Annotated in this window: 21 protein-coding genes and 1 pseudogene; 17 read left to right on the top strand and 5 right to left on the bottom strand. The window is 71.9% G+C overall.

What is annotated here, in order from left to right; translation table 11 throughout:
* The first annotated feature begins 7 nt into the window (after window positions 1-7).
* The gene (locus tag GXW83_RS32805) at window positions 8-934 is read left to right on the top strand and encodes an integrase (protein ID WP_182446630.1); all 927 of its coding nucleotides are present in this window, start codon (window positions 8-10) and stop codon (window positions 932-934) included.
* 48 nt (window positions 935-982) lie between these two features.
* On the opposite strand, the gene GXW83_RS32800 is transcribed toward GXW83_RS32805, so the two are convergent.
* A complete protein-coding gene (locus GXW83_RS32800) occupies window positions 983-1,486 on the bottom strand; it encodes a DinB family protein (protein WP_182446627.1) in 504 nt (167 codons plus the stop codon).
* A gap of 224 nt (window positions 1,487-1,710) precedes the next feature.
* Here GXW83_RS32800 and GXW83_RS32795 point away from each other — a divergent pair, with 224 nt between their 5' ends.
* The 3 genes from GXW83_RS32795 to GXW83_RS32785 all read left to right on the top strand — a co-directional run bounded on the left by GXW83_RS32795 (window position 1,711) and on the right by GXW83_RS32785 (window position 5,753).
* Window positions 1,711-2,205 carry an LURP-one-related/scramblase family protein gene (locus GXW83_RS32795; RefSeq protein WP_182446625.1) on the top strand — a complete coding sequence of 165 codons (495 nt, stop codon included), beginning with the start codon at window positions 1,711-1,713 and terminating at the stop codon, window positions 2,203-2,205.
* 295 nt (window positions 2,206-2,500) lie between these two features.
* Window positions 2,501-5,125 (top strand): ATP-dependent chaperone ClpB, encoded by a 2,625-nt coding sequence (gene clpB, locus GXW83_RS32790; protein ID WP_182446623.1) that lies wholly within the window; start codon window positions 2,501-2,503, stop codon window positions 5,123-5,125.
* Window positions 5,126-5,207: 82 nt separating this feature from the next.
* A complete protein-coding gene (locus GXW83_RS32785) occupies window positions 5,208-5,753 on the top strand; it encodes a YbjN domain-containing protein (RefSeq protein ID WP_182446621.1) in 546 nt (181 codons plus the stop codon).
* Between the two features lie 115 nt (window positions 5,754-5,868).
* On the opposite strand, the gene GXW83_RS32780 is transcribed toward GXW83_RS32785, so the two are convergent.
* Entirely contained in the window at window positions 5,869-7,119 is a 1,251-nt protein-coding gene (locus GXW83_RS32780; RefSeq protein WP_182446619.1) for a mannosyltransferase family protein, read from the bottom strand.
* An 84-nt stretch (window positions 7,120-7,203) separates the two neighbouring features.
* On the opposite strand from GXW83_RS32780, the gene GXW83_RS32775 reads away from it, so the two are divergent.
* The 6 genes and pseudogenes from GXW83_RS32775 to GXW83_RS32750 all read left to right on the top strand — a co-directional run.
* On the top strand, window positions 7,204-9,843 hold the full coding sequence (locus tag GXW83_RS32775; protein WP_182446617.1) for a valine--tRNA ligase: 2,640 nt from the start codon (window positions 7,204-7,206) through the stop codon (window positions 9,841-9,843).
* Window positions 9,844-10,101: 258 nt separating this feature from the next.
* Window positions 10,102-11,268 (top strand): pyridoxal phosphate-dependent aminotransferase, encoded by a 1,167-nt coding sequence (locus tag GXW83_RS32770; RefSeq protein ID WP_182446615.1) that lies wholly within the window; start codon window positions 10,102-10,104, stop codon window positions 11,266-11,268.
* A 381-nt stretch (window positions 11,269-11,649) separates the two neighbouring features.
* Window positions 11,650-12,162: a restriction endonuclease subunit S gene (locus GXW83_RS32765; protein ID WP_225447380.1), complete on the top strand. Its 513-nt coding sequence runs from the start codon at window positions 11,650-11,652 to the stop codon at window positions 12,160-12,162.
* A gap of 65 nt (window positions 12,163-12,227) precedes the next feature.
* On the top strand, window positions 12,228-12,488 hold the full coding sequence (locus GXW83_RS32760) for a CopG family transcriptional regulator (RefSeq protein ID WP_182446613.1): 261 nt from the start codon (window positions 12,228-12,230) through the stop codon (window positions 12,486-12,488).
* Complete coding sequence (locus tag GXW83_RS32755) at window positions 12,485-12,928, top strand: PIN domain-containing protein (RefSeq protein WP_182446611.1); 444 nt, start codon at window positions 12,485-12,487, stop codon at window positions 12,926-12,928. The genes GXW83_RS32760 and GXW83_RS32755 overlap by 4 nt, the downstream gene beginning before the upstream one ends.
* Before the next feature lie 48 nt (window positions 12,929-12,976).
* A pseudogene (locus GXW83_RS32750) lies at window positions 12,977-13,429 on the top strand (aminotransferase class I/II-fold pyridoxal phosphate-dependent enzyme); the annotation flags it as partial.
* Between the two features lie 284 nt (window positions 13,430-13,713).
* On the opposite strand, the gene GXW83_RS32745 reads toward GXW83_RS32750, so the two are convergent.
* The 3 genes from GXW83_RS32745 to GXW83_RS32735 are packed head-to-tail and all read right to left on the bottom strand — an operon-like array spanning window position 13,714 to window position 16,078.
* Window positions 13,714-14,619, bottom strand: coding sequence for a hypothetical protein (locus GXW83_RS32745; protein WP_182446609.1), 906 nt, complete (start codon window positions 14,617-14,619; stop codon window positions 13,714-13,716).
* The gene (locus GXW83_RS32740) at window positions 14,616-15,359 is read right to left on the bottom strand and encodes a hypothetical protein (RefSeq protein WP_182446608.1); all 744 of its coding nucleotides are present in this window, start codon (window positions 15,357-15,359) and stop codon (window positions 14,616-14,618) included. The genes GXW83_RS32745 and GXW83_RS32740 overlap by 4 nt, the downstream gene beginning before the upstream one ends.
* On the bottom strand, window positions 15,356-16,078 hold the full coding sequence (locus tag GXW83_RS32735; protein WP_182446607.1) for a hypothetical protein: 723 nt from the start codon (window positions 16,076-16,078) through the stop codon (window positions 15,356-15,358). Before GXW83_RS32735 ends, GXW83_RS32740 begins: the two co-directional genes overlap by 4 nt.
* A 209-nt stretch (window positions 16,079-16,287) precedes the next feature.
* Between GXW83_RS32735 and GXW83_RS32730 the strand changes: the two genes are divergently transcribed.
* The 7 genes from GXW83_RS32730 (at window position 16,288) to GXW83_RS32700 (ending at window position 23,767) form a co-directional block, all read left to right on the top strand.
* On the top strand, window positions 16,288-17,280 hold the full coding sequence (locus tag GXW83_RS32730) for a metal ABC transporter solute-binding protein, Zn/Mn family (RefSeq protein WP_182446606.1): 993 nt from the start codon (window positions 16,288-16,290) through the stop codon (window positions 17,278-17,280).
* The gene (locus GXW83_RS32725; RefSeq protein ID WP_182446605.1) at window positions 17,277-18,104 is read left to right on the top strand and encodes a metal ABC transporter ATP-binding protein; all 828 of its coding nucleotides are present in this window, start codon (window positions 17,277-17,279) and stop codon (window positions 18,102-18,104) included. The genes GXW83_RS32730 and GXW83_RS32725 overlap by 4 nt, the downstream gene beginning before the upstream one ends.
* Before the next feature lie 4 nt (window positions 18,105-18,108).
* On the top strand, window positions 18,109-19,011 hold the full coding sequence (locus GXW83_RS32720; protein ID WP_182446604.1) for a metal ABC transporter permease: 903 nt from the start codon (window positions 18,109-18,111) through the stop codon (window positions 19,009-19,011).
* Complete coding sequence (locus GXW83_RS32715) at window positions 19,008-19,850, top strand: metal ABC transporter permease (RefSeq protein ID WP_182446603.1); 843 nt, start codon at window positions 19,008-19,010, stop codon at window positions 19,848-19,850. The genes GXW83_RS32720 and GXW83_RS32715 overlap by 4 nt, the downstream gene beginning before the upstream one ends.
* Window positions 19,851-20,249: 399 nt before the next feature.
* Entirely contained in the window at window positions 20,250-20,774 is a 525-nt protein-coding gene (locus tag GXW83_RS32710; RefSeq protein WP_182446602.1) for a DUF2617 family protein, read from the top strand.
* 140 nt (window positions 20,775-20,914) lie between these two features.
* The gene (locus GXW83_RS32705; protein WP_370466838.1) at window positions 20,915-22,657 is read left to right on the top strand and encodes a spermidine synthase; all 1,743 of its coding nucleotides are present in this window, start codon (window positions 20,915-20,917) and stop codon (window positions 22,655-22,657) included.
* Window positions 22,658-22,780: 123 nt separating this feature from the next.
* Window positions 22,781-23,767: a hypothetical protein gene (locus GXW83_RS32700; RefSeq protein ID WP_182446601.1), complete on the top strand. Its 987-nt coding sequence runs from the start codon at window positions 22,781-22,783 to the stop codon at window positions 23,765-23,767.
* Window positions 23,768-23,813 lie beyond the last annotated feature (46 nt).

The following is a 23,813-nucleotide window of genomic DNA, read 5'->3' as shown; positions in this document are numbered from 1 at the left end:
GGCGGGCATGGCGTCGGAGGCGGGCTCGGGCCGGGCGAACGAGGACTTCGCGGCGGTGGGCCCCGGGGTGGCCGTGGTGGTGGACGGGGCCGGGACGCCCGACGGCCTGCCGACCGGCTGCGTGCACGGGACTGCCTGGTACGCGCGGCAGTTGGCGGTGGCGCTGCACGCGCGGGCGACGGCGGGGAGCGAGGCAGGGAGCACGGCACGGGGCGTGGCCGGGGGCGGGCAGGGGCTGGACGGGTGTCTGGCGGACGCCGTCGAGGAGGTTGCCGCGATGCACGGCGGCGGCTGCGACCTCGGCGATCCGATGACGCCCTCGGCGACCGTGGCCGCCGTCCGGTTCCGCGAGGACGGGGCGGGCCTGCTGGAGTGGCTGGTGCTGGCGGACGCCACGGTCGTCCTCGACCTCGCCGGACCGCGCCCGGGACAGGACTCGGGACAGCGCCCGGGACCGCGCCCGGGGCCTGGGCAGGGCGCGGAGCCGGGCGGCCCGGTGGTGGTCTCGGACCACCGGGTGCAGCAGGTGGTGCGGGATCAACGGCTGCGCCTGGCAGACGAGTTGGCGGGCCTCGACCGGACTCGGCGGCTGCATGCGCTGGTCCGGGCGCAGCGGTCGGCGATGAACGTCCAGGGCGGCTACTGGGTGGCGGCCGCCGATCCGAAGGCCGCCGCCGAGGCGCTGACCGGGTCGGTGCCGCTGGCGCGGGTGCGGACGGCGGCGCTGCTGAGCGACGGGGCGGCGCGGGCCGTCGACGACTTCGGGGTGTTGGACTGGCCCGGCCTGCTGGCGCTGCTCGCCGCGCAGGGCCCGGAGGGCCTCATCGCCCGCACCCGGGAGCTGGAGCGCGGCGATCCGGACGGGCGGCGCTGGCCCCGGGGCAAGCGGCATGACGACGCGACCGCGGTGGTGCTGCGGTCGCGCGGCAGGTAGGCCCAGGCAGGCCCGGGGCACGCCCGGGCGGGCCCGGCGGGGCGGGGGCTATTCGCCGGTGGCGCCGTCGAGCCGCTCGCGGAGCAGGTCGGCGTGGCCGTTGTGGCGGGCGTACTCCTCGATCATGTGGGTGAGGATCCAGCGCAGCGAGAAGACCTCCTCGCCGTGGCTGCCGGTGGCGTCCAGCGACTCGGCGGCGTCCACGATGGCGCGGGAGCGGGCGCAGGCCGCCTGCCAGAGGGTGAAGGCCTGGTCGGGATCGGCCGACTCGACGTCGAAGACGCCGCCGTCGGTGTCGCCGCGCGGCCAGTGGCGCTCGACCTGCTCGCCGAGCAGCACCATCTGGAACCAGCTGCGTTCGACCTCGGCCAGGTGCCGGACCAGCCCGAGCAGCGACAGCGAGGAGGGCGGCACGGCCCGCTCGCGGAGCTGCGCGGGGGTGAGCCCGGTGCACTTCCACTCCAGCGTCTCGCGGTGGTACTGGAGGAAGGCGGTGAGCGTCGCGCGCTCGTCCGCCTGGAGCGGGGGTTCGTTTCTCTGGTGATCCTGCATGGCCCCATCATGGCGAGTGCGCTCCTCGCCCGCTCGGCATTTTCCGTCCCGTGCCCATGCCCGGGCGCAGCCCCATGCGTATGCCCGGCCCACCCCCGTCACAGCAGTTGCGGCGCGGGTCGCGGGCGGGCGTCCGGGTCTGTGGCAGGGTCGGACCGACGCGGCTCGAACCGGCGTGGCGGGGAACACGTCCCCGTAGGTGACGGACGACAGACGGAGGCGGCATGAGGTACCTGTTGCGGGACCGGATGTTCTCGATCGGCGACGACTTCTGGATCACCACCGAGCACGGCGAGAAGGTCTTCCTGGTCGACGGGAAGGTGCTGCGGGTCACCGACACCTTCGAGTTGAAGGACCAGCAGGGCTACAAGGTCGCCGTGATCAAGAAGAAGCTCGTGAGCATCCGCGACGCGATGAAGATCGAGCGGGACGGCGAGGTGGTGGCGACCGTCAAGAAGAAGCTGTTCACCCCCTTCCGTGACAAGTACGAGGTGAATCTGGCGGACGGCCGTGAGTACGAGGTGCACGGCAACTTCCTCGACCACGAATTCGCGGTCGAGGAGAACGGCCACCGGATCGCGCACGTCTCGCGCAAGTGGTTCTCGTTCCGGGACACCTACGGCATCGACATCCAGGACGACCAGGATGTTCCGCTGCTGCTGTCCGTCGCGGTGTGCGTGGACCACATGCAGGCGGCGGAGCACGAGACCAAGCTGTAGGTCCGGAGCGGGCGGCGAGGGGAGGGCCCGCCGGGCGCGCGCGATCCGCGCGGACGCCCGGCGGGCCCTCTTCCGTCCCCGAACGCGTCCCCGAACGCGTCCCTGAACGCGTCCCTGAACGCGTCCCTGAACGCGTCCCGGAACGGTGCCTTCGGTGCCGCCGGTGCTTCCGCAGACTAGTTGAGTGGAATAGACTCAACTTATGTCACGTTGACCGTGGCATAGCGCAGCGCACAGCGCTCCGGAGCAGCCGCCCGGCAGTCGAGCACAGCGAGTAGCAGGAGGACAACCAAGCGTGGACGCGAGCAAGCTCACCACCAAGGCACAGGAAGCCCTGTCGGCCGCGATCCGGCAGGCGTCGAGCGCGGGCAACCCCGATGTCACCCCGGTGCACCTGCTGCTCGCTCTGCTGGAGCAGCCGGACGGCATCGCCAAGCCCCTGCTGGAGGCCGTCAAGGCCGATCCGGCGCGGGTCCGGGCCGCGGCCGAGCGGCTGAGCGCCGCCCAGCCCAGCGCCCAGGGCTCCACGGTCTCCGCGCCGCAGATCGCCCGGCAGCTGGTCGCCGTGCTGAACGAGGCCGGCGCCCGGGCCGCCGACCTGGACGACGCCTACGTCTCCACCGAGCACCTGCTGGTGGGCCTGGCCGCCGAGGGCGGCCAGGTGGCCGACGCGCTCAAGGCCGAGGGGGCGACCCCGAAGGCGCTGCTGGCCGCGTTCAAGGACGTGCGCGGCAGCGCCCGGGTCACCTCGCCGGACCCGGAGGGCACCTACAAGGCCCTGGAGAAGTACGGCACCGACCTCACCCAGGCCGCCCGCGACGGCAAGCTGGACCCGGTCATCGGCCGCGACCAGGAGATCCGCCGCGTCGTCCAGGTGCTCTCCCGGCGCACCAAGAACAACCCGGTGCTGATCGGCGAGCCCGGCGTGGGCAAGACCGCCGTGGTCGAGGGCCTGGCGCAGCGCATCGTCGCCGGGGACGTCCCGGAGTCGCTGCGCGGCAAGCGCCTGGTCGCGCTGGACCTCAGCTCCATGGTGGCCGGCGCCAAGTACCGCGGCGAGTTCGAGGAGCGGCTCAAGGCCGTCCTGGCCGACATCAAGCAGAGCGAGGGCCAGGTCGTCACCTTCATCGACGAGCTGCACACCCTGGTCGGCGCGGGCGCCGGCGGCGACTCCTCGATGGACGCGGGGAACATGCTCAAGCCGATGCTGGCCCGCGGCGAGCTGCGGATGGTCGGCGCGACCACGCTGGACGAGTACCGCGAGCACATCGAGAAGGACGCCGCGCTGGAGCGCCGCTTCCAGCAGGTCATGGTCGGCGAGCCGTCGGTCGAGGACTCCATCGCCATCCTGCGCGGGCTGAAGGGCCGCTACGAGGCGCACCACAAGGTGCAGATCTCGGACGCCGCCCTGGTCGCCGCCGCGACCCTGTCCAACCGCTACATCACCTCCCGCTTCCTGCCGGACAAGGCCATCGACCTGGTGGACGAGGCCGCCTCCCGGCTGCGCATGGAGATCGACTCCTCCCCGGTGGAGATCGACGAGCTGCAGCGCTCCGTCGACCGGCTGCGGATGGAGGAGATGGCCCTGGACAAGGAGTCCGACGCCGCCTCCGTCGAGCGGCTGGCCCGGCTGCGCCGCGACCTGGCCGACCGGCAGGAGCAGCTGGCCGCGCTGACCGCCCGCTGGCAGCAGGAGAAGTCCAGCCTGAACAAGGTCGGCGAGCTGAAGGAGCGGCTGGACGACCTGCGCGGCCAGGCCGAGCGCGCCCAGCGCGACGGCGACTTCACCACCGCCTCCCGGCTGATGTACGCGGACATCCCGGCCGCCGAGCGGGAGCTGGCCGAGGGCCAGGACGCCGCCCGGTCCGAGGCGTCCAGCGCCTCCATGGTCAAGGAGGAGGTCGGCCCGGACGACGTCGCCGACGTCGTCGCCTCCTGGACCGGCATCCCGGCCGGTCGGCTGCTGGAGGGCGAGACCGCCAAGCTGCTGCGGATGGAGGAGGAGCTGGGCCGCCGGCTGGTCGGCCAGACCGCCGCCGTCCAGGCCGTGTCGGACGCCGTGCGCCGTTCGCGCTCGGGCATCGCCGACCCGGACCGCCCCACCGGCTCGTTCCTCTTCCTCGGCCCGACCGGCGTCGGCAAGACCGAGCTGGCCAAGGCCCTGTCGGACTTCCTCTTCGACGACGAGCGGGCGATGACCCGCATCGACATGAGCGAGTACGGCGAGAAGCACTCGGTCGCGCGGCTGGTCGGCGCGCCCCCCGGCTACGTCGGCTACGAGGAGGGCGGCCAGCTCACCGAGGCCGTCCGCCGCCGCCCGTACAGCGTGGTGCTGCTGGACGAGGTGGAGAAGGCCCACCCGGAGGTCTTCGACGTGCTGCTGCAGGTCCTGGACGACGGTCGGCTGACCGACGGGCAGGGGCGCACGGTGGACTTCCGCAACACCATCCTGATCCTGACGTCCAACCTGGGCTCGCAGTGGCTGATCGACCCCAACCTGGACGACGCCGCCAAGAAGGCGCGGGTGCTGGAGGCGGTCCGCACCGCGTTCAAGCCCGAGTTCCTGAACCGGCTGGACGACATCGTGGTGTTCGAGCCGCTGGGCACCGAGGAGCTGGCCCGGATCGTCGACATCCAGATCGCCTCGCTGGGCAAGCGCCTCGCCGACCGCCGGCTGACGCTGCACGTCACTCCGGCCGCCCGGGACTGGCTGGCGCTGACCGGCTACGACCCGGCGTACGGCGCCCGGCCGCTGCGCCGTCTGGTCCAGTCCGCCATCGGCGACCAGCTGGCCCGGGCGATCCTCGGCGGGCAGGTGCTGGACGGCGACACCGTGGACGTCGACTTCGACCAGGCCACGGACCGGCTGACGGTGCGCGCGGCCGAGCGCACCCCGACGTCGCTCACGAAGCAGGGCTGAGTTTGCCCGGCGGACGCTTCGCGGGAAGGGGCTGATGAGGCAGGATGGAAGAGCAAAGTCTTCGTGAAGGGAACTCGTCTCGATGAGCATCGACCCGTCGTCCATCCCGTCCTTCGGGGTGCCGCAGCCGCCGCAGCAGCCGTCGGGCGAGCCCGGTCCGCCGCCGGTGATCGTGCCGGACCAGGAGCTGGTCAAGCAGCTCCTGGGGCAGATGGAGCTGAAGTTCGCGGTCGACGAGGAGGGCGACCTGCTCGCCCCCTGGGAGGGCTTCCGCGTCTACTACATGTTCCGCGGCGAGCAGAAGGAGCTGTACGCGGTCCGCGCCTTCTACGACCGCGCGCACGACATCGAGTCCAAGACCGAGCTGCTCGAGGCCCTGGACGAGTGGAACCGCGAGACCCTGTGGCCGAAGGTGTACACCCACACGCATGACGACGGCGTGGTCCGGGTCATCGGCGAGTCGCAGATGATCGTCGGCATGGGCGTGAACATCAACTACTTCGTGGCGATGACCGCCAACTGGACCCAGTCCGCGGTGGCCTTCGACCAGTGGCTGGCCAACCGGCTCGGCCTGGTCGAGGACGTCGACGGCGAGGACGGCGAGGGCCCGGCGGACTCCGAGGGCTGACCCCGGGGACTGACCTGGCGGCGGACGCCACGACGGCGGGGCCGGAGCGCACAGCGCGCACCGGCCCCGCCGTCGTCCGTTGCTCCGGGACGGCGGCGAGCGGACGGTGCGCGGCTCAGATGGCGTACTGCCAGACGGTCAGCATGTAGCTGCCGAACCAGCAGCCGAAGAAGGCGATCAGGCCCAGCGCCAGGTACCCGTTGGCGCGCCGCGCCCGGGCCAGCGAGGACGCCAGCGGCAGCACCGCCAGCAGCACCGGGACGAGCAGCCGCGGCTTGGAGTGGTAGTAGTTGCTCTGCCCCAGCGAGGCCGCCAGGATCAGCATCCCGTACACCGCCAGTGGCGGCCAGGGCCGCTCCAGCAGCCCGGCCAGGCAGCCGAGCACGTAGCCGACCAGCACGAAGGCCACGCTGACCGGCACCCAGCCGTCGCTGCCGTGCAGGGTCGAGGCCACGAAGTCGACGGTGCTGCTGCCCCAGTCCCAGGCCGTGCCCCAGCCCGCGGACTGGATGTGCACCCAGCCGTCCGGGCTGCCCACCCGCAGCCCGACCCAGGCCAGGTACGCGGGCGTGCCGGCGCAGCCGAGGAGGCAGCCCGCCACCATCCGCCAGCCGGTCCGCCGCTCCCGGCGCACCGCCAGCAGCGCGGCCACCACCAGGGCCGCCGCGACCGCTGTCCCGGTCGAGCGGGTCAGCCCGGCGCAGCAGGTCAGCAGCCCGGCCCAGAGCCAGGACTCCCGCCGCGCGGCCAGCAGCGCGGCGGCGGCCAGCAGCAGGAACAGGCTCTCGGTGTAGGCGATCCACAGCGACACCGCCATCGGCTGGCAGAACACCAGCGCCACGGCGAAGCCCGCCACCCGCTCGGAGACCAGGCCGCACAGCAGCCGGTGCACCACCACGGCCGCGCCGAAGGCGCACAGCCAGGCCACGACCAGGGCCGCCGTGTCCGGGGCCAGCCCGGTGAGGGTGTGCACGATCCGGATCAGCAGCGGGTACAGCGGGAAGAAGGCCAGGTTGTTGCCGGTCAGCCGGCCGTCCGCGTAGGTGTAGCCGTGCGGGTAGCCGGACTGCGCGATCTGGACGTAGAACTGCGCGTCCCAGACGTGGAAGCGGCCGGCCAGGGTCTCGGTCGGGGTGTCCAGCCAGAGCAGCAGCAGGCAGTGCAGCAGCGCCGAGCCGGCGGCCACGCCGAGCGGCACCCGCAGCCGGTACCAGGCGGCGAGCGCGCGCCCCGGCGCGAGCGGGGAGCGCGCCCGCCGTGCCGCCCGCCCCCGGTCGGCTTCGCGCGCGCCGCGCGTTCCGGCGGGCGCGTCCGCCCGCGCGGCGTCGGCGGCGCCGCGCGCGTTGTCCAGCAGGGGCTCGTCCACCCGGGCATTCTCCCCCACCCGCCGCCGGGCGGTGTCACCACAAAGCGTTCGTGACCACGGTTGGCGATCCGTAAACTGTCTGTCGTGACCGACACGAACCAGCGCCCCGAGAGCCATGGGGACCACAGCGCCCTGGAGACCCTGCCGACCCAGTACGCGCCGGCGGAGGTAGAGGGCCAGCTGTACGAGCGCTGGGTCGCGGCGGGCTACTTCACCGCGGACGAGAAGAGCGACAAGCCGCCGTACACCATCGTCATCCCCCCGCCGAACGTCACCGGCGCGCTGCACCTGGGCCACGCCTTCCAGCACACGCTGATGGACGCGCTGACCCGGCGCAAGCGCATGCAGGGCTACGAGGTGCTCTGGCTGCCGGGCATGGACCACGCCGGGATCGCCACCCAGAACCGGGTCGAGCAGCAGCTCGCCGAGTCCGGGCTGTCCCGGCACGACCTGGGCCGCGAGGCGTTCGTCGAGAAGGTCTGGGAGTGGAAGGAGCAGTACGGCGGCCGGATCCTCGGCCAGATGCGCCGCCTCGGCGACGGCGTCGACTGGAGCCGTGAGCGCTTCACCATGGACGAGGGCCTGTCGCAGGCCGTCCAGACCATCTTCAAGAAGCTGTACGACGACGGCCTGATCTACCGCGCCGAACGCATCATCAACTGGTGCCCGCGCTGCCTCACCGCCCTCTCCGACATCGAGGTCGAGCACGAGGACAGCCCCGGCGAGCTGGTCTCGATCCGCTACGGGGACGGCGAGGAGTCCATCGTCGTCGCCACCACCCGGGCCGAGACCCTGCTCGGCGACACCGCCATCGCCGTCCACCCGGACGACGAGCGCTACGCTCACCTGGTCGGCCGCACCATCGCGCTGCCGCTGACGGACCGGCGCATCCCGGTCGTCGCCGACGCCCACGTCGATCCGGCGTTCGGCACGGGCGCGGTCAAGGTCACCCCGGCGCACGACCCCAACGACTTCGCCATCGGCCAGCGGCACGACCTGCCCAGTCTGAGCGTCATGGACGAGCACGGCGTCATCACCGTGCACGGCCCCTTCCTCGGCCTGGACCGGCTGGAGGCCCGCTCGGCCGTGGTCGGCGAGCTGCGCGAGCAGGGGCGCATCGTCGCCGAGAAGCGCCCCTACATGCACGCCGTGGGCCACTGCTCGCGCTGCCACACCATCGTCGAGCCGCGGCTGTCGCTGCAGTGGTGGGTCAAGGTCGAGCCGCTGGCCGCCGCGGCGGGCGAGGCGGTCCGCGACGGCCGGGTCCAGATCCACCCCAAGGAGCTGGAGAAGCGGTACTTCGACTGGGTCGACAACATGTACGACTGGTGCATCTCGCGCCAGCTCTGGTGGGGCCACCGCATCCCGGTCTGGTACGGCCCCCAGGGCGAGACGGTCTGCGTCGGCCCCGGCGAGCAGCCCCCCACCGGCGAGGGCTGGCACCAGGACCCGGACGTCCTGGACACCTGGTTCTCCAGCGGCCTGTGGCCGTTCTCCACCCTCGGCTGGCCGGAGCAGACCCCGGACCTGGCCAAGTTCTACCCGACCGACGTGCTGCTGACCGGCCACGACATCATCTTCTTCTGGGTCGCCCGGATGATGATGTTCGGCCTGTACGCGATGGACGGCCAGGCGCCGTTCCACACCATCGCGCTCACCGGCCTGGTCCGCGACCAGTTCGGCAAGAAGATGTCCAAGTCCTCCGGGACGGCGGTCGACCCGCTTGACTGGATGGACGAGTTCGGCGCCGACGCCGTCCGCTTCACCCTGGCCAGCGGCGCCAACCCGGGCGCGGACGTTCCGATCGGCGTGGACTGGGTCAAGGCGTCCCGCAACTTCTGCAACAAGATCTGGAACGCCACCCGCTTCGCGCTGATGAACGGCGCGACGCTGGAGGGCCCGCTGCCCGCCGCCGACCGGCTCTCGGCCGCCGACCGGTGGATCCTCTCCCGGCTCAGCGCGGTCGTCACCGAGGTCGACGGCCTCTACGACGACTACCAGTTCGCCAAGCTCAGCGACGCCCTCTACCACTTCGCCTGGGACGAGGTCTTCGACTGGTACGTCGAGCTGTCCAAGGCCACGCTGATCGCGGGAGGCCCGCAGGCGGACGCCACCCGCCGGGTCCTCGGCGAGGTCCTGGAGACCACGCTGCGGCTGCTGCACCCGGTCATCCCCTTCGTCACCGACGCCCTGTGGACGACGCTCACCGGCCGGGAGTCCGTGGTCGTCGCCGAGTGGCCGACCGCCGACGCCTCCCGCGCCGACGCCGCCGCCGAGCGCGAGATCGCCACCCTCCAGGAGGTGATCACCGAGGTCCGCCGGTTCCGCGCCGACCAGGGCCTCAACCCGGGGCAGAAGGTCCCGGCCCGGCTCGACCTGTCCGGCACCGCGCTGACCGCGCACGAGGCCGCGCTGCGCTCGGTCGCCAAGCTGCAGCAGGAGGGCGAGGGCTTCCACGCCACCGCCACCCTCACCGTCGCCGGCGCCACCGTCGAGCTGGACCTCTCCGGCACCATCGACGTCCCCGCCGAGCGCAAGCGACTGGCGAAGGACCTCGCGGCGGCGGAGAAGGAACTGGCGCAGGCCCGGGCCAAGCTCGGCAACGAGGCGTTCCTGGCCAAGGCCGCCCCCGCGGCGGTGGAGAAGATCCACGCCCGCCAGGCCAAGGCCGAGGCCGACATCGCCCGCATCACCGGCCAGCTCCAGGCCCTGCCCGCGAGCTGACCCCCGCACCGGGCCGGGCCCGCGCACGCGCCCGGCAGCACGGCGCACAGCCCGACCGCAGGGCGCACAGCCCGACCGAACGACCCCGACGGCCGGCCCCGGACAACCCCCAGCGGTTGCCCGGAGCCGGCCGTCGGCGTCCCGGCCCCCGGCCCGGGCTCCCGCTCCGGTGTGGTGGGCTTGCGTGCCACCCGGCGCCGGTCCGAGGATGAGCCCGAGCCGAGCCACGAGCCGAGCCACAAGCCGAGGAGCTGGGGAATGACTGCTAGGCCGCTGCTGAACCGCAGGCTGGACGGGCTGGGGACGACCATCTTCGCGGAGATGTCGGCGCTGGCGACGGCGACCGGCGCCATCAACCTGGGCCAGGGGTTCCCCGACACCGACGGCCCGGCCGAGATCGCCGAGGCCGCGGTCCGCGCCATCCGCGAGGGCAGGGGCAACCAGTACCCGCCCGGCCCCGGCATCCCCGAGCTGCGTACCGCCGTCGCCGAGCACCAGCAGCGCTTCTACGGCCTCGATTACGACCCGGACACCGAGGTCCTGGTCACCGCGGGGGCCACCGAGGCCATCGCCGCCGCCATGCTCGCGCTGCTCGAACCGGGCGACGAGGTGATCGCCTTCGAGCCGTTCTACGACTCCTACGCCGCCTGCATCGCCATGGCGGGCGCCACCCGCGTCCCGCTCACCCTGCGCGCCCCGGACTTCCGCCCCGACCTGGACCGGCTGCGCGCGCTGGTCACCCCGCGCACCCGGCTGCTGCTGCTCAACACCCCGCACAACCCCACCGGCACCGTGCTCACCCCCGCCGAGCTCGCCGCCATCGCCGAACTCGCCTGCGCGCACGACCTGCTGGTGGTCACCGACGAGGTCTACGAACACCTCGTCTTCGACGGCGCCCACCACCCCATCGCCGCCCTCCCGGGCATGCGCGACCGCACCGTCTCCATCTCCTCCGCCGGCAAGACCTTCTCCTTCACCGGCTGGAAGGTCGGCTGGGTCACCGCCTCCCGCGAGCTGGTGGCCGCCGTCCGCACCGCCAAGCAGTACCTGACGTACGTCAGCGCGGGCCCGTTCCAGTACGCCGTCGCCGAGGCCCTGTGCCTGCCCGACGCCTACTTCACCACCCTGCGCACCGACCTGCTGCGCAAGCGCGACCTCCTCGCCGACGGCCTGCGCGCGGCCGGCTTCGACGTCTTCACCCCGCAGGGCACCTACTTCATCACCACCGACATCACCCCCTTCGGCGAGAAGGACGCCTACGCCTTCTGCCGCGCCCTCCCCGAACGCTGCGGCGTCGTCGCCATCCCCAACTCCGTCTTCTACGACGACCCCGACGCCGGCCGCACCCAGGTCCGCTTCACCTTCTGCAAGCGCGACGAGGTGCTGGCGGACGCCGTCGACCGGCTCCAGGGGTTGCGCGGGTAGCCGCTGCCTGCCGGGAATCAGTGACGGGTCGGGAGCGAGTCGGCCCAGCGCCGCCACGCGTCCGACGGCACCGTGCGCTGGGCGTCCGTCGGCTCGGTCGGCTACTCATCATTGAAGGCCTGGGCCGCAGCGGCTCGCCGTGGCGGCCCCATCGGCCAGCACACTGTGATCTGCGTCACGCGATGCGGATGTCGACCAGTCTTGCTGCGCGCGGGCGCGGGCGTGCGCGGATCGTTTGGCCTGCAGCGCCTCCGTTCCGCCAACTGCGCAGTGCTGCTGCGCAGTGATGCTGCGCAATATCAGGGGTCAAGTCAGGGGGCATCGCATGAAGTCGGTCTTCGAGTTGCTTGAGAAGGCGATGCAGAGCACGGAAACCACTACGTGGACGGCGGCGGGGTTCCGGTGGTCATGCCGAGAGACCTGGCCGGTATCGGCATCAGCGCCGACGGCATCCGGAGGATTCCTGAGGAACGCGCCTCAAGCCTGGACCGGTTCCGGCTTCAGCCCGGTGACATCGTGGTGGCACGGCGGGGCGAACTCGGGCGTTGCGCTGTGGTGCGCGAGGCGGAGAAGGGCTGGCTCTGCGGAACAGGATGCTTCCTGCTACGACCGGCAGGTGACGTGGATCCGGACTATCTCGCAGCCTTTCTCCGTAGTCCGGAGGCTCGCGCGTGGCTTGATTCCCGCTCCACCGGGAGCATGACGATGAAGACCATCTCTTTGGACGTGCTGGCTGCTCTTCCTGTCACCCTGCCCGATCCTGAGGTGCAGCAACTAGTCGCCCGTTTGATGCGGAGCGCTGAAGAACACGACCGTCTGATGATGGAGGGCTTGGTGAGTACCCAGCGGATCCGCGATGACGCGCTTCGCGGGCTCTTCGGTGAGCAAGGCTGACCGCGACGATCTGGTTCACGGTAGAGGATATGGACCACCCGTGGGACGTGTACTAGTCTTGGTACATGTCCATGAAGCGAACGAACGTCTACGCGGATCCTGAGGATCTCACCATCATCAAGGAGGCGGCTGCACGTCGCGGCATCAGCGAGGCCGAGATCATTCGACAGGGCATCCACCTGGCCGCCATGGCCAACCGCGTCTGGGATGAGCCCCTGTTCTCCCGCACCTTCGAGGGGTCGGGCCGCACGCCCTCGAAGGAGGACGTGCAGGAGGCGGTGGCCGAGGCCGCCAAGCGCGGGACCGCGCCGGACGCCGCCGCGTGATCGTTGTTGTCGCCGACACGTCGGGCCTGCTGGCCGCACTGGACTCGACGCACCCTGAGCACCAGGGAGCGAACGAGGCCATCATGGCCGCAGGCCTGTTGGTCATGTCCCCGCTGCTGCTGGCCGAACTCGATCACGTCGCCACCCGGGAGCTCGGACGGGACGCTGCGATCAGCGCGGTCGACGACATCCGGCGCTGGATGCGCGTGGGCCGCGTCCTCGTGGCCGAGGTCACCGAATCGCATCTCGGCGCTGCGCAATCGCTGCGCGCCCGTTACGGATCATTCAACCTCGACCTTGCGGATGCGGTGAACGTGGCCTTGGCGTCGGAGTACGACACAGATGCCGTCCTCACGCTCGACCGCCGTGATTTTCGCGCGTTGCGCCCCCTGGGCCGTCACAAGTCCTTCCGCCTCCTGCCGGATGACCTCCCCATCTGACCGCGGAGGCAGCAGCTCGGGCAGCGTGCATGGGTGGATGAAGACGGAGTGGCCTGGGTCACCGCCTCCCGCGAGCTGGTGGCCGCCGTCCGCACCGCCAAGCAGTACCTGACGTACGTCAGCGCCGGCCCGTTCCAGTACGCCGTCGCCGAGGCGCTGCGCCTGCCCGACGCCTACTTCACCACCCTGCGCACCGACCTGCTGCGCAAGCGCGACCTCCTCGCCGACGGCCTGCGCGCGGCCGGCTTCGACGTCTTCACCCCGCAGGGCACCTACTTCATCACCACCGACATCACCCCCTTCGGAGAGAAGGACGCCTACGCCTTCTGCCGCGCCCTCCCCGAACGCTGCGGCGTCGTCGCCATCCCCAACTCCGTCTTCTACGACGACCCCGACGCCGGCCGCACCCAGGTCCGCTTCACCTTCTGCAAGCGTATGGGAGCTATGGATGCAGCAGTCAAGGGATTGACCGAAGGGCTCGCTGAGCTGCGGAAACGCTAGCGGTTGGGGCAGAGTCCAGGGGGCGACCCACCTCCACCCGTACGCAGTTGCCCGTTCCGGCGGAAGCGTGTGTGCCCTGTGTCCCGCCGGTGGCAGGCAAGCCACGTCTCGACGTCCTCCGGCGTCACGTGCTCGCTGCTGGATTCGCCGCAGTCGGCATCGTCGCCAGTGACGCACTCGGCGGCGTACGTCGGTGCTGCCGTCTCGTCACGGGCGATCGCGTAGTTCCGGAAGCGGTACCGGGTCGTCATACCCATCATCACTCCGGCCGCTGGCCGCCGGCCTCAGTGCCCGGCGGTGCCGTCCCAGGGCAGTGGGTCCGGGCACCGCTGCCACCACCAGCCGCGGAGTGCCAGTTCGAGACGGGGCAGCGCGAGGGCATCGCTCAGGGCCGCCCCCTCGTCGTCGGCGGTCCCCGTTCGGAAGTCATCGTCGACCTGGGCCAAGGCGATGGTGAGAGCCCCGGCAACCTGTGGGTCGAGGCCGGGGAGGAGAGCGTCCAGTGCGTCGCGGGTTTCCAGGTCCTGCTGGTAGTAGTCGGCCGGGTACCAGCCGTCCGGGGGCCAGTTCGACTTCATCCGGACCACCAATGCCTCCCATGCACCCAGGCGGGTTCGGGCGTACCACTCCGGATCCGCCGCGCCGCTGGGGCTCGCCTCGGTGGCCGCCCCTTGCCGGTCGCCCAGCCACTTGCTGAACGCCGTGGTCACTGGGGTGGGGACACGGCATTCCCGGATCACCTCCGGCTGCTGCTCAACCCGCAGATCGGGGAAGCCGGGCACCTGTTGTCCCACCGCGTCGATGGTGTACCCGGCGTCCTCCTGGTCCGACTCGTAGAGGCGCGCACGAGTGCGCAACCCACCAGGCGCTGTCAGCCAGTAGGCGCTAGGCGGGAACGACTGGGCCGGGCAGATCACGACCTGCCCCAGCCCCTCGGCCAGAGCGGCTGCAAGACCCACTTCGGACAAGGGCTCTGGTGGGTCATCGGCCGTGGTGACCTCCAGGGCCCAGGTGACGTCACCGTAAGCCTGCTCGTACGTGCAGCCCACGGCGGCATCCCAGTTCCGGTTTTCGTAGTCGTCCGCGTCCGAGACGTCCACATCATCGGGGGCGACGGCAAAAGCAAGAGCCAGCGTGGCCCTTACGCGGTCCGTCGCCAGCGATCCCATGAGAAAGAAGTTGTACATCACGCGAAGATCCGATTGAAGAGGGCCAGTGCGGTGGCGATGGATTGCGGGTCATTGACGAAGTGCGGCGCTCTGGTGAAAGCCATCACTTTCGCCGGATCGCCCCCTGCCTTGATGAGCTCCTTCAGAGCCGAGTACTCGTTCCGGCTCAGATTGACGATCCCGTCACCCGATGCCGGGAACACGGTGCCGGACGGCTCAATGCCGTAGCTTCTCCCGTTGATCGTGTAGCGCTGGGTCTCGGGGTCCCATTGTGCATTCCCAGCCGCGATCTGCGCGATGTCGTCGTTCACCGCTTGCTCGTGGCCCCGGAGAATAAGGCTGTTCTCGGCTTTCGGGGGACCGGCCTTCACACCGGAGACGGTGTGCCTTTTGTTGACCGGGCGCAGAGTCTTGCCGCGTGCGCTGCCCGCTATGTTGTCCCCCGCGGGCCAGGGCGGTCCTTCCGGAGGAACTCCCGGCCCGCCAGGACCGACGTTGTGTGTCTGTGGCGTTCCTGCCTCGCCGTCGCTCTGCCCGGGGGTGAGTTCATCTGAACCTGCTCCCGCCGCTTTCCCTTCGGCGGATTTGGTGAGGTTGTCGACGGTGTCGGCCTCGTTGGTGGCGGCGTTGTCGGCCACTTGGCCGGTCTTCTTCTCGGTGTCCTTGAGGATGCTGTGGTAGGCATCGGCGAAGTCGTGGGAGAGGCCCTGTTCGGCTTTCCTGGCGGCGTCTTCGAGGGCGCGGGCTATCTCTTCGCTCATGTGAAGCTCAGCCCCGCGATGCTGCCGGAGAAGGTCTGGGCGTGGCCTTGGACGGCCTGGGCGTGCTGGGCGAAGGTCTTGGCGTGGGCGCGCAGGTCGTCGGGGTGGATGGTGAAGCCGTCGCCGGGGCCGTTGCCGGAGACGCCGAGCATGTCCTCGAGGGCGGAGTAGGTCATGCCGGCGACGGCTTTCTGGATGACGCCGAGCAGCGGAGTCAGGGCGGCTTCGACGACTTCGGCGATGATGTACTGGATGAGGAGCTGCTTCATGTAGTCGACGGCCTGTTCGGCTGCTTCGACGATGAGGGCTTCGGCTGCTTCGGCGAGGCCGAGGGTCGCCACGGCTGCTGCCTGGTCGGCGACGAAGGAGACCGCCAGGGCGGTGAGTTCGGCGATGCAGCTGAGCTTCATGGTGACGATGTAGTCGGCGCCCGCGTCGAGCGCGGTGGCCAGCGCGCCGCAGGCGCCGAGCAGGTCGGTCATGTGGCCCTGGGACAAGTGGGCCCACTTGGATACCAGCAGGTCGTAGGAGTTCGCCTGGTAGGACGTGCCCATGGCCTTGACGGTGGCGGTGGCCTGCTGGTGGGTGCCCTCGATGTCGGAGGCGAAGGTGCGTACGTGGCCGGCGAACTCGCGCACGGTGTCCTCGTTCACCATGGGCCAGTTGACCCCGATGCACTGCAGGAAGGTCACCACCTCGCTGGGCAGCTCGATCGCCATCCGCACCCCCGTACGTATCCGCCGACTCGGCGTCGGCTCACGTTATCAAGCGTCGCAAGCACGTTCGGCGGCGCCGGAGCGCGAGGGTCTGGGGGAGGTTACGAAATGGTGATGGTTTTCATATCTACCCGATCTGGCTAGGAGTGGGAATCATTTTCATCTAGCGTGGGTGGGGTACAGCTTCGCCGGCCCCGAGGAGAGCCCGCCCCATGACCGTTGCCGCACCGCCGCACCGCCCGGAAGGGCGCCGCCGCCTGGCCGGGACCGCCCGCGTCCGGACCGCTCTGGCCGGGGCCGCCGGGGTGGCGGCGCTCGGGCTGGTCGCGGGCTGCGCCACGGTCGGCCCGGCCGGGGCGGCGTCCGGCGACGCGGCCGGGGGCGGCGGGGTGGTGCGGGTGGTGGCCGCGGAGAACTTCTGGGGCAGCATCGCCGCCCAGCTCGGCGGCGCCCACGCCCGGGTCACCAGCATCATCAGCAACCCGGACACCGACCCGCACGCGTACGAGCCGACCACCGCCGACGCCCGCACCCTCACCACCGCGCAGCTGGCCATCGTCAACGGCGTCGGCTACGACGGCTGGGCCGACAAGCTGCTGGCCACCAACGCCGACAGCGGCCGCACCGAGCTGAACGTCGGCGACCTGGTCGGCGTCCGGCCCGGCGGCAATCCGCACCGCTGGTACTCGCCGGACGACGTCCGGCAGGTCATCGCCCGGATCACCGCCGACTACAAGCGGATCGACCCCGCCGACGCCAGCTACTTCGACCAGCGCCGGAGCGTCTTCGAGACGCAGACGCTGGCGCCCTACAACCAGGCCGTCGCGGGCATCCGGGCGGCCTACGCGGGCACGCCCATCGGCGCCTCCGAGTCGATCGTGACGCCGCTGGCCGAGGGCCTGGGGCTGAAGCTGATCACCCCGGAGACCTTCCTGGACGCGATGAGCGAGGGCAGCGACCCCACCGCCGCCGACAAGACCCTGATCGACCGGCAGATCCGGGAGAAGCAGATCAAGATCTACGTGTACAACACCCAGAACTCCACCCCCGACGTCATCGCCCAGGTCGACCTGGCCAGGCAGGAGGGCATACCGGTGGCCACCGTCACCGAGACGCTCAGCCCCGCCCGGGACACCTTCGAGCAGTGGCAGGTGACCGAGCTGCAGGGGATCGCCGCGGCGCTGAAGGCGGCGGGTGCCCGATGACCATCAGCCAGACTGCCGGTCCCGGCAGCGCCACCCCCGCAGCCACCCCCGTGCTGGAGCTGCGCGACGCCGCCGTCCGGGTCGGCGGCCGCACCCTCTGGTCGCATGTCCACCTCTCGGTCCGGGCAGGCGAGTTCGTCGCCGTGCTGGGCCCCAACGGGGTGGGCAAGTCCACCCTGATCAAGGTCCTGCTGGGGGTCCAGCCCGCCGCCGAGGGGGAGGTCCGGGTGCTCGGGCTGCGCCCCGGCCAGGGCGGCGACCGGGTCGGCTACCTGCCGCAGCGCCGCTCCTTCGGTGCCGGGCTGCGGATCCGCGGCGTGGACCTGGTCCGGCTCGGCCTGGAGGGCGACCGCTGGGGCGTGCCGCTGCCCGGCAGCCGCCGGCGCAAGGAGCAGGCCCGGCGGATCGACGAGGTGGTCGAGCTGGTCGGCGCGGGCGGTTACGCGCACCGCCCGATCGGCGAGTGCTCCGGCGGCGAGCAGCAGCGGCTGCTGATCGCGCAGGCGCTGGTGCGCCGCCCCTCGGTGCTGCTGCTGGACGAGCCGCTGGACAGCCTGGACCTGCCCAACCAGAGCGCCGTCGCCGCGCTGATCGGCCGGATCTGCCACCAGGAGGGCGTGGCCGTGATGATGGTCGCGCACGACGTCAACCCGATCCTGCACCACCTGGACCGGGTGGTGTACATCGCCGAGGGCGGCGCGGTCTCCGGCTCCCCCGAGGAGGTCGTCACCTCCGCCACGCTGAGCCGCCTGTACGGAACGCCGGTCGAGGTGCTGCGCACCTCCGACGGGCGGCTGGTCGTCGTCGGCCAGCCGGAGGCGTGACGCCATGCAGGTATTTTTCAGCTGGAACCCGGTCGCCGACTTCCAGCAGATGTGGTCGTTCCCGTTCATGGTCAACGCCTTCCGGGCGGGCGCGGTGGTCGCGCTGGTCGCCGGGGCCATCGGCTGGTTCATGGTGCTGCGCCGACAGTCCTTCGCCGGGCACACCCTGGGCGTGGTGGCCTTTCCCGGCGCCTCCTTCGCCACCCTCGCCGGGATCAGCACCGGCTTCGGCTACTTCGGCTTCTGCCTGGCCGCCGCCCTGGTCATCGCGCTGCTGCGGCGCGAGGGCCGGGACGCCGGGGCGGAGGAGTCGGCGGCCACCGGCGTCGTCCAGACCTTCCTGCTGGCCTGTGGCTTCCTGTTCATCGCGCTCTACAAGGGGCTGTTGAGCGGCCCGGAGGCGATCCTGTTCGGCAGCTTCCTGGGCATCACCGCCGACCAGGTGCTGGTACTGGTGCTGGTCGGCGCGGCCGTGTTGGCGGCGCTGGCCCTGATCGGACGCCCGCTGCTGTTCGCCTCGGTGGACCCGCAGGTCGCGGCGGCGCGCGGGGTGCCGGTGCGGGCCCTGTCGATCGTCTTCCTGCTGCTGCTCGGCGCGGCGACGGCGGAGGCCGCGCAGATCACCGGCTCGCTGCTGGTCTTCGCGCTGCTGGTGCTGCCCGCGGCGACCGCGCAGGTGCTCACCGCCCGCCCGGCGCTGAGCCTGGCGCTGACCCTGGCCGTCGGCTTCGCGGTGACCTGGGCGGGGCTGGTCGCGGCCTGGTACTGGCCCTATCCGCTGGGGTTCTTCGTGACCAGCTTCGCCTTCGCCGGCTACCTGCTGGCCCAACTCGCCACCCGGCTGCGGGGAGCCCGCGTCCGTGGGGCCCGCGTCCGGGGGGCCGTCGCCGGGAGGGCGGTCGCGTGAGCGTCTGGAGTCAGGACTTCTTCCACCACGCCCTGCTGGCAGGGACGTTCATCGCCCTGGCCTCGGGCCTGGTCGGCTACTTCCTGGTGCTGCGCGCCCAGGTGTTCACCGGCGACGCGCTCAGCCATGTCGCCTTCACCGGCGCGATGGCGGCCCTGGCCGCCGGGTGGGACCTGCGGCTCGGCCTGTTCGTCGGCTGCGTCGGCGCCGGCCTGCTGCTGGCCGGGATCGGCCGCCGGGGGCGCGCGGACGACGTGGTCATCGGCAGTTCCTTCGCCTGGATCCTCGGCCTGGGCGCTTTCTTCCTGACGCTGTACACCACCTCGCGCAGCGGCTCGGACGTCGGCAACGCCGGTACCAGCGTGCTGTTCGGCTCGATCTTCGGGCTGAGCGGCGGGCAGACCCTGGTGGCCGTCCTGATCGCGGCGGGCATCACCGCCGTGCTGCTGCTGATCGCCCGTCCGCTGCTGTTCGCCACGCTGGACGAGGCGGTCGCGGCGGCGCGCGGGGTGCCGGTGAAGCTGCTGGGGCTGGGCTTCCTGGCGCTGGTCGGCGCCTGCGCGGGGGAGGCGACGCAGGCGGTGGGCTCGCTGCTGCTGCTCGGCCTGCTGGCGGCCCCGGCCGGTGCGGCGCTGCGGCTGACCGACCGGCCGTACCCGGGGCTGGCGTTGTCGGCCGGACTGGCGGTGGCGGAGATGTGGATCGGGCTGGCCCTGAGCGCGACCTTCACCAGCCTGCCGCCGAGCTTCTCCATCATGGCCGCGGCCACCGCCGTCTACGCGCTGGCCTGGGCGCTGTCCGGACTTACCCGGAAGGGTGTCGCGGCTTCCGCGCATTGACGCGGTCGCCTACCGTGCGAGTGACCCCCGCAGGGGTGAACTTCGGTACGGATAGTGCCTTCTGGCAATGCCTGCGGCATGTGTCAGTGAGCGGCGTCGGAATCGCCGTGGCCGGTGGGACGTGTTCCTTCCCTACTCCGGGCCTGTTTTGACATGTCACTGTGCAGAACGGGCGGACGGCCCGGCCCGGGCGCGAGGCAATCAGCCAGGGAATGATGGCTCCGCGGGGAAGTTGGGTAAATGCTCAACAAGCGCGGATTATTCGTGCTTCCCTGCTTCCTGAGTCCCCGAAAGTCACTCCGCCGTAAGGCAGTCGCGTCCACTGACAGCTGCGCCCGCAGCCGGTGGACGGACGCCCTCCTCGGCGCCGTCGAGCGACCCAAGTACGCGGAGCCACGAATGCTCACCACGCTTCAGACGACTTACACCGACACCCGCGCCGGGGATCTGGCGTGGTGCCTCGGCGGCGGCCAGCTGCCCGCACTCGCCGTCCTGGACCTGAGGATCGGCCCGACCGATCTCCAACTCCGCCTGCTCGGAGCCTCGCACCAGGTGATCCTGGGGTCGGGCGAGGAGGAGTGCTCGGAGACCGTCGCCTGCCTGCCCGGCCGGCGCACCCCGCTGCCGGCCCGGGTCGCCGAGTGCGTCCACGGCTGGGAGTACGAATTCGCCGCCCAGGTGGAATCGTTCCAGGAGGAGGGCTTCGCGCGGCGCGCGCAGGAACTCCTGGCCCTGGTCGAGAACCATCCGCACGGTCTGGCCGGGGTCTTCCCCGGGGATCCGAATGCCTTCACCGCACTGCTCGCGGGCGGCGGTGAGCGGGAGGTGTTCTGGCGCACCTGGCACGCCTATCCGCAGGAGGGGCGACTGGTGTGCACCCGGTCCTCGCTCAGGCTCCGGGAAGGCGAAGCGGAGCGCGGTTGAGACATGGCCGACCTGGTTCCGGAAGTGCCGTGCGGACGTTCGGACAAATAGCGCGCCTGAGCGACGGGTCAATACCGTGCGACGTCGGCTCAGCCCATCGGGGGAAGGGCTGGTGACCTGACGTCGCCTAGCGTTTATATGTGATCAGCCAAACCGCAGCACCCCCAGTCACCCAGGCCGTCGGCGGTCGGGCCGCCCGGTGGCTGGTGCTGCTGGCGGCCTTCGTCTGCGCCGCCTGCGGACTGGTGTACGAGCTCGAACTGGTGGCGCTGGGCAGCTACCTGCTCGGCGATTCGGTGACGCAGGTGTCGGTGGTGCTCTCGGTGATGGTCTTCGCCATGGGCGTCGGCTCGCTGCTGGCCAAGCGCTTCACCCGCCGCCCGGCGACCGCCTTCGCCGTGGTCGAGAGCGCGCTGGCGGTCGTCGGCGGGCTGTCGGTGCTGCTGCTGTACAGCTGTTTCGTCTGGTTCGGCCACTACCGGGTCGCCCTGGTCGCCGTCGCCACCGTCATCGGCGTGCTGATCGGGGCCGAGATCCCGCTGCTGATGACGCTGATCCAGCGGATCCGGCGGCAGGACGCCGGCCGGGCCGTGGCCGACCTGTTCGCCGCCGACTACGTGGGCGCGCTCGTCGGCGGTCTGGCCTTCCCGTTCCTGCTGCTGCCCTGCCTGGGCCAGGCCGAGGGCGCGCTGATCACCGGCGGGATCAACGCCGTCGCCGGCGGGGCGGTCGTGCTGTGGCTGTTCCGGGAGGAGCCGCCGCGGCGGCTGCGGCCGCTGCTGTGGAGCCTGTGCGGGGTGGTCCTGCTACTGCTGGCCGTCTCCGCCGCGCTGACCGGGGCGTTCGAGCGCGCCGCCCGGCAGGCGCTGTACGGCGCGCCGGTCCGCTTCAGCAGCCAGAGCCGCTACCAGGAGGTCGTGCTGACCGGCCCAGGGCCGGGGCCGGGCCCGGGGCCGGGCAGCGAGCGGGTGCCGCCGCAGCGCTCCGCCGCCGACGGCTACCCGCCGCGCGGCCCCGGCCCGGCCGCGCTGGCACCGGCGCCCTCCGGCCCGGCCGCCCTGGCCCCGGCCGCGCTCGCCGAGCAGGGGCAGGCCGAGCAGCGGCAGGGTGAGCAGCAGCAGCAGGGTGAGCAGCAGCAGGACGAGGAGCTGCGGCTGTACCTCGGCGGCCGGATCGCGGTCTGCGGCGACGACCAGGCCCGCTACCACGCCGCGCTGGTCCAGCCCGCGATGACCGGTCCGCGCGCCCGGGTGCTGGTGCTCGGCGGCGGCGACGGCCTGGCCGTCCGCGAGGTGCTGCGACACGCCGACGTCCGGCAGGTGACCGTGGTCGAGCTGGACCCGGCCGTGCTGCGGCTGGCCCGAACCGACCCGGTGCTCTCCCGGCTCAACGGCCGTGCGCTGAGCGACCCCCGGGTGCGGGTCCGCACCGCCGACGCCTTCGACTGGCTGCGGGCCGCCGTCCGGCGCGGCAGGCGGTACGACGTGGTCATCGCCGACCTGCCCGATCCCGACCTCGACCAGGGCCGCAAGTTCTACACCGAGGAGTTCTACGGCCTCGCCGAGCGGCTGCTGGCCCCCGGCGGGCGCCTGGCCGTCCACGCCGGGCCGGTGACCGGGAGCTTCTGGAGCGCCGACGCCTCGGTCCGCGCGGTCGGCCTGCGCACGGTGGACTACGCCGTCCCGGCCGGGCCGGACTGCGGCGGGCCCGCCGACTGGGGCTTCATCCTCGCCGCCCGCAGCACGCCCCGGCTGTGCCTGCCGGCCGACCTGCCCGAGGCGCCCGGCCTGGACCAGGCCGCGCTGCGGCTCGCGGCCGTCCTCGCCGACACCCGCAGGCCGACCCGCGCCGCCGCGCCGTCCACCCTGCTGCGCCCGGGGTGAGGCGTGGGGTGAGGCGGGCGGCGCGGACGGGCGGCGCGCGGCCGGCGGCAGCGCCGCCGACGGCAGAAAACACCGCTCCTCATACGTCCCTTCCATGCCCACAGGTCTGTACGCTCCCAAGGTATGGAGCATGAGGTTCAGGTACCGCTGTCGCCGCACACCGTCCGCCGGTCGCTGCGCCGCCCCGAACTGCTGGTCCGCTGCCTGCCGGGGTTCGTCCCGGCCGAAGAGGCAGGTCCGGAGGCCGGTCCGGACGGCTCGGTTCTGGCCGGACGCATGAAGCTGCGCATCGGCAGCTCCTCCATCACCTACCGGGGCACGCTCCGCTTCGAACCGGACGACGCACCGCCGACCCCTCCGGCGCAGGGCGGGCCCGACGGCGCGGGCGACGATCCCGGGCTGCTGGTGTCGGTCGCCGCGCAGCAGGCGGTGGGCGAGGGCGAGGTCGCCGGGACGGTGCGGGTGGCCGTGCTGCCGATCGAGACCGGCGAGGGCGAGCAGGAGGGCGCGGAGCGCAGCCGCATCATGTTCGACTGCGCCGTCAGCGGCAAGGGCCGGATAGCGGAGATCGACCCGCAGGCCGTGGTGCTCGCCTCGCGCCGCCTGCTGGATCGTTTCTGCGCAACCTTCGTGGTGGAGCTGGACGTCGAGTCCCCGCAGGACCCGCAGCTGTTCCAGGAGCTGGACGGGCTGCCCGACCTCGGCGACCTCGGCGACTTCCCCGGGCTCTCCGACCTCTCCGAGCTGTCGGACCTCTCCGAGCTGTCCGACATCGACTCCCCGGACATGTTCCTGATCGAGGAGTCCGTCGGCACCGGCCCGCAGGGCGTGGACGAGCCCTGGCCGGACGAGCCCGCGCTGCGTCGCAGCATGGTCGGCCGCTCCGCCGAGGAGGTGGACCACGCGCCGCCGCGCGGCCGCTACGGTCCCGCCCTGCCGCCGCGCAGCGCCCGCTCCCGGGCCGCCGCCCGCTGGGGCGCGCCGGAGCGCCGGATGGGCGAGCCGCCGTCCGCCGAGACCGAGTACAGCCGGGTGCCGTGGCTGGTCGGCGGCGGGGTCGCGCTGGTCGGCGGCGCGGTGCTGCTGGCCCGCGCCCTGCGCAGACGCTGACCCCCGTACGCACGGCTCACGCACGGCCCACGCCCGGCGCCCCCGT

Origin of the sequence: Streptacidiphilus sp. PB12-B1b (genome assembly GCF_014084125.1) — a bacterium.
Taxonomy (GTDB): Bacteria; Actinomycetota; Actinomycetes; order Streptomycetales; family Streptomycetaceae; genus Streptacidiphilus.
This window is presented reverse-complemented; position numbering and strand designations above follow the sequence as displayed.